Origin of the sequence: Xylanibacter caecicola, assembly GCF_013166515.1 — a bacterium.
Taxonomy (GTDB): Bacteria; Bacteroidota; Bacteroidia; order Bacteroidales; family Bacteroidaceae; genus Prevotella; species Prevotella caecicola.
In genome coordinates, this window is the sequence record NZ_JABKKJ010000016.1 from 17,519 (window position 1) to 31,194 (window position 13,676).

Sequence of the window (13,676 nt, forward strand, 5' to 3'; positions counted from 1 at the left end):
TGCGGACATGTTACTGTTTCTCGTTTTTTATATACACATCTGATACCACAATAACAATGAAGTAAAATCATATATTGTCCGGAAATATGCTTTACCCACAATAACCCTATGGGTTACGGGTCCTAAAGCATAGGGTTACGATGCGTAAAGCTATGGGTTATTGCAACAAAACGACAGGCAACCGGAATGTACGACATATCTACGTGATTTACAATGTTTTACATATTTCATTCAATATCAGGTCCGGAATGATGCGAAAACACAGAAAACAATCTGCCGAGCAAAACACCGGGAGGAAGGTAAAATGTACTTGTTAAATCCATGGTATAATCACATTTTTTTACTTTTTATTTGTGTTTCACATATATTTTCAATAAGTTTGTAATCTTGATAACAAGATATTAAAAGAACGAACGACTATGAACCACATTGAAAGATTTTATGCCACGATCGAACGCAGACCCGTAGACCGGCCTGCATCATGGCTTGGCATACCCGACACAGGTGCAATACCTTTATTGTACAAGCATTTTGGAGTGAACGATATGAAAACGTTGAAAGCCTGTATCGATGATGACATTTATCCGGTGGAAATGCCCTACCACTCGCCGACAAGCAACGCCATATATGCGGCATTTGACTTTGCAAAACGCAAGTCGGACGGTTCCAACGAGGAACGCACGCTGACGGCACCGGGATTTTTCGAGGATTACACCGACGCTTCTGCCGTTGACCTGTTCGACTGGCCGCAACCCGAGAAGTACATAGACCCGGAAGAATGCCGCCGTGTGGTGGAAGACGTGCCGGAAGGATATGCTGTTATGGGAGTGGTATGGTCTGCACATTTCCAGGATGTGTGCGCTGCTTTCGGTATGGAAGACGCACTTGTGAAAATGTTCATAGCACCCGACTTGTTCAAGGCTGTGATAGACAGGATCACGGACTTCTATCTCCGTGCAAACGAGATATTCTACAAGGCAACGCAAGGCAAGCTGCACGCTGTGCTGATAGGCAACGACTTCGGCAGCCAACAGAACCTTATGGTGGGTCCGGAGCAGTTGCGCGAGTTCGTATTCCCGGGCACACGACGCCTGATAGAGCAGGCAAAGCGTTACGGACTTAAGGTGATACATCACTCGTGCGGCTCTATATACGACATCATTCCGGACCTTATCGAGATGGGCGTGGACGCCATACATCCTATACAGGCACTTGCCACGCGCATGGAACCGGAGCGGTTGAACAGGGATTTCGGTTCGCGCGTGTCGTTCTGCGGAGGCGTGGACGCACAGCATCTCATGGTAAACGGCACGCCGAAAGAGGTCGCTGCCAAAATAAGAGAATTGAAGGAACTGTTCCCTACGGGACTTATAATATCACCGAGCCATGAGGCAATACTGCCGGACACGAGGATGGAAAACGTCGAGGCACTGTTCCGTGCCGTCAAAGGGGAGGCAAAACGCTACGGAAGCGTTATAAAAGTGGCACCGGGAAAGCTGGAGGAATACAAACGGTTGCACGCCGCGGTATGGCCCTCGGTACTTAAAATGATACACGAATGTAACCTTAGAAACTACAGCATATATTATAAGGACGGATATCTGTTCAGCTATTACGAATACATCGGTGACGACTATGCCGCCGACATGGCAAAAATGGCTGCCGACCCCGAGACACAACGCTGGTGGACATTCTGCATGCCGTGTCAGGAACCGCTGGAAACACGCGCTGAAGGAGAATGGTGGGCAGACATGGAAGAGGTGTTCCATACGGAATGAAAAGGTGATATTTAATGTTTCATTATTAGTTTTTCACGCATATTTTTCGTAAGTTTGCAAATAAAACAGGAACTGTTAAAACATATAAAAAACAATTATCATGGCAACAATAAAACCTTTCAAGGGCATAAGACCGCCAAAGGAATTGGTGGAAAAAGTAGAGTCACGACCATACGACGTACTCAACTCGGAAGAGGCACGCGCCGAAGCCGGCGACAACGAAATGAGTCTTTATCACATAATCAAGCCTGAAATAGACTTTGAACCGGGTACAAGCGAATATGACCCGAGGGTCTATGAGAAAGCTGCCGAGAATTTCAGGGAGTTCAAAGAGAACGGATGGCTTGTACAAGATGACAATGAGCATTATTATATATATGCCCAGACTATGAATGGCAAGACACAGTACGGACTTGTGGTGGGTGCATACGTAGACGACTACATGACGGGAGCGATAAAGAAACATGAGCTGACACGCCGCGACAAGGAAGAAGACCGCATGAAGCATGTACGTGTAAACAATGCGAACATAGAGCCGGTGTTCTTTGCATATCCTGACAACGGCGTTTTAGACAGCCTCATAATGCGCTATGCCGCCACAGAGCCGGAATATGACTTCATCGCCCCGATAGACGGTTTCCGCCACCGGTTCTGGATTATAAGTAATGAAAAAGACATCGAAGTCATAACAGATGAGTTTGCAAAAATGCCTTCTCTGTATATCGCCGACGGTCATCATCGTTCCGCAGCAGCTGCATTGGTAGGCGCTGAGAAAGCAAAACAAAATCCCGACCACACAGGTACAGAGGAATACAACTACTTTATGGCTGTGTGTTTCCAGGCATCGCAACTCACCATTCTTGATTATAACCGTGTGATAAAAGACCTGAACGGCATGTCAAATGAGGACTTCATCAATGCACTTGAGAAAAACTTCACCGTAGAAGAAAAAGGATGTGACATATACAAGCCCTGCCGTCTGCACGAATTCTCGATGTATCTTGACGGAAAATGGTATTGTCTTACAGCCAAAGACGGCACATACGACAACTCCGACCCTATCGGCGTGCTTGACGTGGACATATCAAGCCGCCTTATACTTGATGAAGTTCTGGGAATTAAAGACCTGCGCTCGGACAAGCGCATCGACTTTGTGGGCGGACTGCGCGGACTTGAAGAGTTGAAAAAGCGTGTTGACAGCGGTGAGATGCGCATGGCTCTGGCTCTTTATCCGGTATCAATGAAACAGATTATGGACATTGCCGACAGTGGAAAGATTATGCCTCCAAAGGCTACTTGGTTTGAGCCGAAACTGCGTTCCGGACTTGTTATACATGAATTAGGGTAAATCCTGATACCTAAAATTTATCAAAAAGTGCAGGACAAATACAGGACCATAGCAAATACAGGCGAGGGAACTTATACGGAAAAGCGTAGTAAGTTCCTCGCTTTTTCTCACCATGTAGAGACTGTGGACGAGATAAAAGAACTGTTGCAGCAATATCGCAAGAAGTATTATGATGCACGTCACGTGTGCTATGCCTACATGCTCGGTCCGGAAAGGACAGAGTTTCGTGCCAATGACGACGGTGAACCGAGCAGCACGGCAGGGAAGCCCATATTGGGACAGATAAACAGTGCCGAGCTGACTGATATCCTTGTAGTGGTCGTACGCTATTATGGCGGAGTAAATCTCGGCACCGGAGGACTTATCGTGGCATACCGCGAGGCTGCCATGCAGGCAATTGCCGCTTCTGAAATAGTTAGCCGAACCGTGGAAGAGGTCATCACATACACGTTTCCATACGTAATGATGAATGCCGTAATGAGAATTGTGAAGGAGATGTCGCCGCGCATCGTATCGCAGACATTTGACAATACATGCACCATAAGCCTCGGTATAAAAAAGTCAGAAGCCGGAATTCTTAGAGAAAAATTAAACAAATTATCCTTTGAATAATTGCATTTGTTCAAAATAAATATTACTTTTGCACTGTCTTTAGACAACATAAAAGGAAGATTGGCAGAGTGACCGAATGCGCTGGACTCGAAATCCGGTATACCCTCTTCGGGTATCGGGGGTTTGAATCCCTCATCTTCCGCAAAGGAAATCCGATGATTACGAATAGTCATCGGATTTTATTTTAAAATAGAACCGCACCGTTCAACATTTGGAACGGTGCGGTTCTATTTGTTCATTTGCTCCAGAAACGCGATGTTATATCGGCAAAACTGTCATTGGCAACACGCTTGTAAAGCCGCTGGTTGGTATCAGGACTCTTCAGACCGCCGAGATGTTTTATGTAAGGACCTGTCTTTATATAGTCGAAATCGTTTTTCCTTACAACGCCCGGTATGCGCGCCCTGCCGCTATACCATGCCACCTTGAGCCTCGGATAAGAACCATGCAGGTATTCGGCGAGCATGTTTACATATTCCGGTTCCGCATCGCCACCCATAAAGCACACGCATGTTATGTCCGAACCATACCCGTTTATTATGTCCTCCAGTTCTTCCGTAGTCAGCAATGTTCCAGTATCCTCCCAAAGATACTTGCTGTGACAGCCCGGACAATGGCAGGGACAACCTGAAATATTGACAGATAATGTCACCTCATCCGGTATCTCCTGAAACACGATACCGGTGTTTACATATTTCAACATGATATATATCGACTGTAATTAAACATCATGCCGACACGGCTTACAAGTCCGCATTGGCATAAAAACGCCTTGCCGCCTCTTGCTGACGCGCGGCAGAGAAGTTGCTGACACGCTTTAAATAACCTATAATACGTGTCATATAATCAACGTTCTTGCTCTTACAGTGGGGGCATTCTTTAAGATAGCGCTTGTCGATATATCCGCAATCGTTGCATATGGTGTTGGGAATATTGAACGTAAAGTAATTACATCCTTCCTTTGCAGCAACCCTGAGCAATTGTCTGTATTGCGCTTTTGACAAGTGTTCCTCGAGATTCATGTGCAATGCGGAACCTCCCGTAAGATGCTGTATGTATGGCGCACCATGGAGTTTGAACTTCTCTATGATGTCAAGAGAATCGTCCTCTACCACATAGAAATAGCTGTTATAACAGTCACGAGGTACAAAATATCCGTCTTCCCTGTCCCACTTGGCATGCTTCACACCGACATTCTCTGCGGGAATCATCTCACAATTGAACAATATATCCTTGGTTCTGTACAGTTTGTTATACTTCTCGATCAGCCCGAGAATACTTTGCACAAACTTCAAATATTTGGGATTATCCGTTATTTCAAGCCCCATAAACTCCGCAGCCTCCACAAGTCCGTTAATTCCTACGGTCAGATACTGGCGTCCTATATTGATATATCCGGCGTCAAACAACGGCAGCATGCCATTCTTCTGCAAATCCTTGAGATTTTCATTGTAAGCCATCTGTACCTTATGCACCAAGTCTATGACATCACACAAGAACGTCTCATAATCCATTTTGTTATTTACGGCATACTGTATGCAGCGGTTCAAGTTGATTGTAAGCACACTCTTCGAACCTGTAGAGACACCGCCCGCACCAAGCGTATAGCTGAAACCGTTGTCCTGTATCTCGTTTCTGAGACGACAACACGAACTGAGAGAATCGGCATTGTCACTCATATATGTAAAGAACGAATGTCCCTCGGAATACATCTCGGCAGCAAAGTCGCCCCATTCCTTGTCTATCACATCTCCATTCTCTGTAAGAAGAGCCATTGTCTCGACAGGGAATGTAAGCACAGTCTTCGTTCTCTCCTTGTTAAACCATTTCATGAAACGCTTCTGAAGCCAGCTCAGTCCGTTCCAGTCCGGCTTGCTTCCATCCGGAAAATAGAACTCTCCGAAAAGGCTTTCAAAATACGGGCGGTCGTAATAAGCAATGTTCCAGAACACCGCCTGGTAATTACGTGCTCCCGTAGGTTGGTTTATAGAATATACAATCTGCTCGAAACAGTCGGTTATCATCTTGTCTATCGTCCGGTGTTTCAACGACATATCAACCACCTTGTCTGCTTCTTTCCAATACTCCTTTCCGTACTCCATACCAAGAAAGTAGTTCAGGTACATCAGGAATTCAGGTGTCGCGCATGCACCGCTCAACATGCTTGATACCATGAAGACCATGTTTACAAATCCGCCGCAGAATGATTTCAGGTTTGTAGGAGCAGTAGAATTGCCGCCAATGGATGTTGTTCCACCAATAAGCCACGGATACATGGTTATCGAAGCACAATAATTTGCAAGACTTGTCTCGTCATTCTTATATATAAAATGATGTGTAAGCAAGTCCACATACTTGTCCGCCAGTTCTTTTCCATACATCTTTCTAATGCGGTCTGTCAGAAGCCTGCGGTTCAGACGAATGAAGCTCGACTTTGGAAGCTCACCTATCAAAGTTGCAATATTCTTATGTTCCACATTAGCATTGGCATCATATTTCGAACCTGTAGCCGCATTGCTCGCAACACAATAGTCTGCCAAAAAGTTCAACTTCTCCATTGTCTCGCGATCTTCGGTATGGCGCTGACGATACAGCATAAAGCTCTTTGCCACCTTATAATAGCCCTCTTTCATCAGAGCTTCCTCGACTTCATTCTGTATATCCTCTACCTTTATACCCTCATACATATTCAAATGACTGAGTATCTGCGATATACGTCCGAGATCAACAGGCTCGTCTACTGAATTGAAAGCCTTTATTATGGCATTCATAATCTTGTCAAGACTAAAGCGCTCCACTACTCCATCGCGCTTTGTAATAGTAAAGTTTTTTATTTCCATGATGCTCTTTTTGGGAAATTTTCAAGCTTTCAATCGTCAAAAAGTTTTCTATTTTGAAAACTTTATCCGGATTACAGCCTGTAAAGGTTTTCCGATTTGTCTAATATTATCGGTTACAAAGGTAGCATAAAAATTAAAACTTCATGCCACTTACATATAAAAAATTATCGAAAAAGTGAAAGGTAACCTACAACTTGACCGAGGAAATATCGACAAGATTATTCACGATTGCATATATTGTCAATCCTGCCGGACTGTGTATCTGCAACTTGCGTGCAATATTACGCCGATGTGTAATGACCGTATTTACGGAAATAAAAAGATGATCGGCAATCTCCTTATTTGTCATCCCTTGCACTAGAGCTACAACAACATCCTTTTCACGATCGCTCAACGCCTCGCCCCCATCTTTATTCCGGCTTATCATACGCGATATTTTCGCAGAGACATCGTTTTTCTTAAACTTGTTCTCAAGATTACGTATCACTGGAATAAACATCTCGTCTTCTATTCTTGCATGCTGTTTCAGCCATTCCTCGTTACTATAAAGGTCGTGAAGAGTAGCTATAAGCTGGTTGTTCCTGTGCGAATCGCTCGGCAGATATTTTATTATAATATTCTTCAATTCTCTCAGTTTCATGTCTATCTGATCATGATGTTTCGAGAAAGTATCTATATCATAACTATCGTCAACCTTCCGGTTAAGCAGTCCTTCCACATACGGAAACACGTGCTGCTCCTCATACTCCATGTGCACACGAACCTCATCGGCAAACTCGTCATACAAGCGGAGTATCAACCGGGCAAGATTATCGCTATCGTCCAGTGCCTCTTTCAGCTCACGCCGTATGAAAGGAAGTTCAAAATTAAGGTAATACTCATGAGATGCTTCAAGATAATGAAGCAGTGTGGAAATGGAGAGACGGTCGTTATCGTTAACAGGAGCGTTACCGTTCATAGAGAAATTAACCACGGCAAGAAAGGTGCATGTATCAACGTTCTGCTCCTCGCAAACTTCTCTTACAGTCTTGTCTCCAAAACCCAGGTTGATGCCAAAACGTCCCAAGCTCTGCAACATGTCATAATTGTCCGCGATAAGAGATATCATCCTGTCGTCGGCTTCATATATCTTATTATTCTTCATCCCTCACACCTTAATTATATATATATAAATACAGCTATAGAATGTACAAATGCACAAGCAGCACACACCGTACAAAGTAACGAATTTTATCTCAATCCTGCAACTGCCGCCTTGTCTTTATCATATCTCTATCGTATATCCTATGCCGACATCAAACGTCTTCTCCGTCTTCATCCCACAAAAACGGCGGTGTCCGTACTCTACCTTCAGCACCAAATTACGCAATGGAGATATATTTGCACCAAGTGTCATTTTGTTCCTTGACTCTACTTCAAACACACCGTCATAACGAACAAAAGGCAACAGAATCACACCCTTTTCATGAAATCCCGTGAGTACTGCAAAGTCATACCCTACTTCCATGCCAACCGACTTGACTCCACAATCGGTACAATAAACAGCCGAACCGTCGGCTATCCATCCGTTTTTACGGAAATCAAAATCCACGACACCAAAGAAAACACCGTCTGTTCCAATAAACTCACCTGCCCTACATCGTCTTACCATGCCACATGAAGACTTGCCCCAATAGCCTCCGGCACCTATACGCAACCCATCGACAACATCTGTAAAATCGTTTCTGAAAGCGACACCGAGTGCACACGAACGGTTAATCGGAAAGTCAAGACACGAAATCATGGAAGCTTCGTAACGCCAGTTGCCGACAGCGCCCCATACCGCAAGTCCCGTTTCGTGCCACGACATAGGCAGAACGCCAGACTCACTTTCCGGATCGTAAATGGTAAGTGCAGGTCCTCCACTATTTGTAATCCCCACCGGAATATCCAAGATACCACCTTTCACATTCAGTTTTTCATCAAAAGCCTTATTGACATACAACATGTTTGTTGAAAACATATCCTTGAACGAACCGCACCATGCACCGTCTTCATAAAAACGCTCATATTCAAAGTCTGCCGACAGAGACCAACCTTTACCCAAACGTAGGAGTCCAGACAACTCTATATGCGGAAAATCAAAAACCGTACGGTTATCACCATAATAATTATGTCCGCAATTGGTCTCAAACGAAACTTCGCCTTCAAATATTGCCGAAGTATCCGTTCCGTCATCATCAGCACGGGCAATGCTTGCCCCACACACAAGCAGCAACAATGCTGCAACCATCGTTTTCCTTAAATTCATAACATCCGTATAATCAAATAAGAGCCACGCCCCGCTCTTCACAGCATCCTCCAAATTCATATATCGCATCATTCCCGGAATTTCGGGTTATGTCCTCAGCCGCCTTTCAAGACGTAAAGAAAATAATATCCGTCATCAATATCACATTTCAACGGTGCAAAATAACAAAATATATCCCGGAGATGCAATCACAAAAAATAGGTATTTTTTCGCGAACCACCATACAGACAATACCTATTCCACATCATGCAGAAAACCGAAAGGTGTCGGAACACAGATTTGTCCCGACACCTTTTAGTGATTTTACAGTCCGTCATGAGGCTGCAATATACCTGTTTTTATTTAGCGTATGCCACCGAACGGGTCTCACGTATAACCGTTATCTTAACCTGTCCGGGATATGTCATCTCGTTCTGTATCTTCGTTGCAATCTCTCCGGAAAGCGCCTCTGTCTCCTTATCGTCCATCTTGTCTGCACCGACAATTACACGCAATTCACGACCTGCCTGTATTGCGAAGGTCTTGGTAACGCCGGGATAACTCATGGCTATTGCCTCAAGGTCGTTAAGACGTTTGATATAAGCCTCTACTATCTCACGACGGGCACCGGGACGAGCACCGCTTATGGCATCGCATATCTGAACAATCGGTGCGAGCAACGTGTTCATCTCCATTTCATCGTGGTGAGCACCGATTGCATTGCATATATCTGCTTTCTCCTTATACTTCTCGGCAATCTTCGCTCCATACAATGCGTGAGGCAGTTCACTCTCCTCATCAGGCACCTTACCGATATCATGCAGCAGTCCGGCACGCTTCGCCTTCTTTGGATTCAAGCCCAGTTCCGAAGCCATGACAGCACACAGGTTTGCCGTTTCGCGTGCATGTTGCAACAGGTTCTGTCCGTAACTTGAACGGTATTTCATCTTACCTATTATGCGTACAAGTTCGGGATGAAGTCCGTGTATGCCAAGGTCTATCGCCGTGCGTTTGCCCGTCTCTATTACTTCATTGTCGAGCTGCTTCTTGACTTTAGCCACAACTTCCTCTATACGCGCAGGATGTATGCGCCCGTCGGCTACGAGCTGATGCAGAGCAAGACGGCACACCTCTCTTCTTATGGGGTCGAAAGCTGAAATAACGATTGCCTCCGGCGTATCGTCCACAACGATTTCCACTCCGGTGGCAGCCTCAAGGGCACGTATGTTGCGTCCCTCACGACCGATGATACGCCCCTTGACCTCGTCGTTGTCGATATGGAACACGCTGACAGAATTTTCTATCGCCGTTTCCGTTGCCACACGCTGTATGGTCTGTATAACGATTTTCTTTGCCTGGGAGTTGGCATTAAGCTTTGCCTCATCCATTATTTCGTTTATATATCCGGCGGCATTTGTGCGTGCCTCGTCTTTCAGACTTTCCACAAGACGGTTCTTTGCTTCTTCAGCACTAAGCCCCGAAAGTTCCTCCAACTTGGCACGTTCCTGCAGCTGCATTTTGTCAAGCTCTTCCTGCTTTACCTGCAACAGCTTCTTCTCATTGTCTATACGCTGCTGCTGCTGATCCACTTCCTGCTTTTTTCTGCCGAGTTCTTCCTGACGCTGATTGAGCGAAATCTCGCGCTGCTTCAGCCGGTTCTCACCCTGCTGTATCTTCTGGTTACGCGCATGTACCTCTTTTTCAAGTTCAGCCTTCTTGTTAAGGAATTTCTCCTTTACCTCAAGCAATTTCTTTTCTTTCAACACTTCCGCTTCCTTATCGGCGGCTGCTATCAGCTCATTGTATTTTCCTTTTATGACATAACGGAAAATAACATATCCGCATATTCCCCCTACAACAAGGGCTACAACTGCGGCTATAACACATTCTATCATTTGTTTTTAAGTTTATATAATTAAAAATATTCTCACTTCAAGACACTACTCTGCCTACGGCTCCGCGACAACATCACGGCTCCAGGGCTTTTTCTATCTCCGCAGTGATTTTGGCGAGAATATCATTATAGGGACCGACATCGTTCCGCATCTTGTCCTTTTCAAACTTCAGCGCGATATCTATCATTGCCATATACAATATCTCTTTATCGCTTTTGCGCCCCTTATAAACACCGGCGTATGTGTTCACCGTACTGCTTATAAGTTTCGCCGCCTCACGATAAAAATACTCATCCTCGCGCAAAACCTTAACGGGGATGTCCGTATCGTATACGTGCAATCTTATATGTAATTTATCATTCTCTTCCATCATCGCCACGGTCACTTTTCACTCAGCAGCGTAATACATTTGTTCACGTCTCTTATCAGTCCGGAAAGCCGGCGTTTTGCGGCGTCCATGTCACCGTCGGTAATCTCCAGCATCCTCGCCATTTTGAGACTTTCGTAGTCTTTCTGCGCCTGCGCCAACTGCAACCGGAGCCTCTCTATCTCCTTATCGCGCTCGTCCACCATGGCATACAGGTCATCGTTCTCCTTCCTTACCTGCTTGTAATGGAGAATCATCTGCCTTACACGCGTAGTGAACAGCGTCAGTTGTTTGTTGTCATCAGCCATCAAATTACTTTTTGCCGACAAATTTACTAAATTTAAACGAGAACACAAAAGATTAGTCAAAGTTTATTAACATACACATCTATATTAGACCTGCAACATCATGCCACGCGACACCTTACCGATGAAAATCCAAGAGGTGGCGTTTCAAACTCTGAGAGGTGCCCTTTTACATCCTAAAAGGGCACCTTTTGCAACTCACTATGGCACAGCGCGTTAAGAGGTCTGCCACCGAAAGCGTTCCGTAAGCACAAGGATAAAGAACTAACTGATTGAAAATCAAGAAAAAAGAGATAAATTCGAAACTTGCTGAATTTATACAAATGACTTGGAAAAGACAGCGGAAATGACACCGGTTCCAAATACCTGCGGCTTTCCCCGAAGTACGTTTCATACAGGGAAAGCCGCCGGACATGTCTTTATTTTTTCTGCTCCGCATCACCGTCCGGACGCGGTTCTTTCTTCGCAAGCATCACAACGCCGAACACAAAGTCGGTAATCCATTTTTTGCTGAACCCCAGTCGCTTGTCGTATGCACGTATACCGGCTACCGTCTTCAACACTCCGGGATCGGAAAAGTCGTTCTTATCGAAAATGTCATCAACCGTCTTCTCCGTCATCTTGTACAGCGTCTTCTTGAAAAAAGACGGCATGCGCAACTTGAACTTCATCAGATTTCCGGTCAGCATCATCATATCCTGACTGAAATTCTGAAACTGCACCATGTATGTCTGTACATCCTGTATCTTCCGGCAGTTCTTTCTGATGCTCTGGTCTATCTCCTTGAAAAAGTCGTCTTCCGTGCCGTAGATGTCTTTCAGCATCTTCCGGCAGTGGCGTTTCTCACCAACGCCAAGCTTGTTGTTGACCGTCGGCACACGCAGTGTTGTCTTGAACAGACGAAGATCGGGGAGCATCGCCAAATTGGTTATGCCCGCACTCTCGGCTATGGCTGCCTGAAAATAAACGCGAATAAGCGTCATATAGTCCTCCATGCCACCGGCACGTCCCTCTTCCGCACTTTTTTTACCGAACAATTTACTAAAAAATCCCATGTCTATGATATAAAATAAAATTCCAATTAAAACTCTCCACGCCGCACACAACAAAGAACGGACGGCGCAACATGCCTGCAAATGTACGGCAAATAGAGCAAAAATCAAAATAAAATTTGAATATTCTCATTTTATTTTCTTACCTTTGCGCACACTTATTAATTAATAAAAAAATGTATTAAAGACGGCTGAAGAGCGGAAGCCCCGGCGTATGACACACAAGAACGCATAAACAGCACATGTTCCGTTCGTGCCGAAAACAGTTCTCGATCATGAAAGGTATTGTACTTGCAGGAGGTTCGGGCACACGCCTATACCCCATCACCAAGGGTATAAGCAAACAGTTGATTCCTATTTTCGACAAGCCCATGATATATTATCCCATTTCGGTACTTATGCTTGCCGGAATAAGGGAAATACTCATAATATCCACACCACATGACCTTCCGGGCTTCCGTCGTCTGCTTGGCGACGGAGCAGACTTCGGAGTAAAATTCGAATATGCCGAGCAGCCATCACCCGACGGACTTGCACAGGCTTTTATAATCGGTGAGAAATTCATCGGCAATGACAATGTATGCCTTGTTCTCGGCGACAACATCTTTTACGGTTCAGGCTTTACGGGACTGCTGCGCGACAGTGTCAAAGAAGCGGAAAAAGGGAATGCTACCGTATTCGGGTATTATGTAAACGACCCGGAAAGATATGGAGTGGCAGAATTTGACATTAATGGAAACTGCCTGAGCATAGAAGAGAAACCGGAACACCCGAAAAGCAATTATGCGGTGGTTGGACTTTATTTTTATCCCAACAGCGTAGTGAAAGTTGCAAAAAATATAAAGCCGAGTGCAAGGGGCGAACTGGAGATAACAACCGTCAACCAAGAATACCTCAACCACAGAACACTAAAGGTAAAAACACTCCAAAGGGGTTTTGCATGGCTTGACACCGGCACACACGACTCATTGTCGGAAGCATCCACATTCATAGAGGTTATAGAAAAACGACAGGGACAGAAAATCGCATGCCTCGAAGAGATAGCATACAGACGAGGATGGATAGATGCAGAGAAGTTGGCACAACTGGCACAACCGATGCAAAAGAATGATTACGGAAAATATCTCCTGAGAATTATTGGCGACAGAACATAATATTATCATTCAATATACCCATTACTTCAAAATTAAAAATAAAAAAAAGAAACAAA

Annotated in this window: 12 protein-coding genes and 1 tRNA gene; 5 read left to right on the forward strand and 8 right to left on the reverse strand. The window is 44.9% G+C overall.

All coding sequences use genetic code 11. The features are described 5' to 3' along the window. The first annotated feature begins 419 nt into the window (after positions 1-419). The 4 genes from HPS54_RS09310 (at position 420) to HPS54_RS09325 (ending at position 3,880) form a co-directional block, all read left to right on the forward strand. Entirely contained in the window at positions 420-1,778 is a 1,359-nt protein-coding gene (locus tag HPS54_RS09310) for an L-rhamnose mutarotase (protein WP_216653066.1), read from the forward strand. 100 nt (positions 1,779-1,878) lie between these two features. Then, complete coding sequence (locus tag HPS54_RS09315; RefSeq protein ID WP_172345178.1) at positions 1,879-3,126, forward strand: DUF1015 domain-containing protein; 1,248 nt, start codon at positions 1,879-1,881, stop codon at positions 3,124-3,126. A 27-nt stretch (positions 3,127-3,153) separates the two neighbouring features. Next, complete coding sequence (locus tag HPS54_RS09320; protein WP_172345179.1) at positions 3,154-3,738, forward strand: IMPACT family protein; 585 nt, start codon at positions 3,154-3,156, stop codon at positions 3,736-3,738. A gap of 54 nt (positions 3,739-3,792) precedes the next feature. Beyond that, a tRNA-Ser gene (locus tag HPS54_RS09325) sits at positions 3,793-3,880 on the forward strand. 93 nt (positions 3,881-3,973) lie between these two features. Here the strand turns inward: HPS54_RS09325 and nrdG are convergent. From nrdG to HPS54_RS09365, 8 genes are all read right to left on the reverse strand, one after another. Further along, the gene (nrdG, locus tag HPS54_RS09330; protein WP_172345180.1) at positions 3,974-4,441 is read right to left on the reverse strand and encodes an anaerobic ribonucleoside-triphosphate reductase activating protein; all 468 of its coding nucleotides are present in this window, start codon (positions 4,439-4,441) and stop codon (positions 3,974-3,976) included. 40 nt (positions 4,442-4,481) lie between these two features. Then, positions 4,482-6,578: an anaerobic ribonucleoside-triphosphate reductase gene (nrdD, locus tag HPS54_RS09335; protein ID WP_172345181.1), complete on the reverse strand. Its 2,097-nt coding sequence runs from the start codon at positions 6,576-6,578 to the stop codon at positions 4,482-4,484. A gap of 187 nt (positions 6,579-6,765) precedes the next feature. After that, entirely contained in the window at positions 6,766-7,722 is a 957-nt protein-coding gene (locus HPS54_RS09340; RefSeq protein ID WP_172345182.1) for a LuxR C-terminal-related transcriptional regulator, read from the reverse strand. Positions 7,723-7,842: 120 nt separating this feature from the next. Then, on the reverse strand, positions 7,843-8,928 hold the full coding sequence (locus tag HPS54_RS09345; protein WP_172345183.1) for a hypothetical protein: 1,086 nt from the start codon (positions 8,926-8,928) through the stop codon (positions 7,843-7,845). A 278-nt stretch (positions 8,929-9,206) separates the two neighbouring features. After that, a complete protein-coding gene (gene rny / locus HPS54_RS09350) occupies positions 9,207-10,742 on the reverse strand; it encodes a ribonuclease Y (protein ID WP_172345184.1) in 1,536 nt (511 codons plus the stop codon). A gap of 73 nt (positions 10,743-10,815) precedes the next feature. Next, the gene (locus HPS54_RS09355; RefSeq protein WP_172345185.1) at positions 10,816-11,115 is read right to left on the reverse strand and encodes a cell division protein ZapA; all 300 of its coding nucleotides are present in this window, start codon (positions 11,113-11,115) and stop codon (positions 10,816-10,818) included. An 8-nt stretch (positions 11,116-11,123) separates the two neighbouring features. Then, positions 11,124-11,417, reverse strand: a complete 294-nt coding sequence (locus HPS54_RS09360; RefSeq protein WP_172345186.1) for a hypothetical protein — start codon at positions 11,415-11,417, stop codon at positions 11,124-11,126. A gap of 416 nt (positions 11,418-11,833) precedes the next feature. Then, entirely contained in the window at positions 11,834-12,469 is a 636-nt protein-coding gene (locus tag HPS54_RS09365) for a hypothetical protein (protein WP_172345187.1), read from the reverse strand. A gap of 272 nt (positions 12,470-12,741) precedes the next feature. Here HPS54_RS09365 and rfbA point away from each other — a divergent pair, with 272 nt between their 5' ends. Next, complete coding sequence (gene rfbA, locus HPS54_RS09370) at positions 12,742-13,620, forward strand: glucose-1-phosphate thymidylyltransferase RfbA (RefSeq protein WP_172345188.1); 879 nt, start codon at positions 12,742-12,744, stop codon at positions 13,618-13,620. The last annotated feature ends 56 nt before the right edge of the window (positions 13,621-13,676 follow it).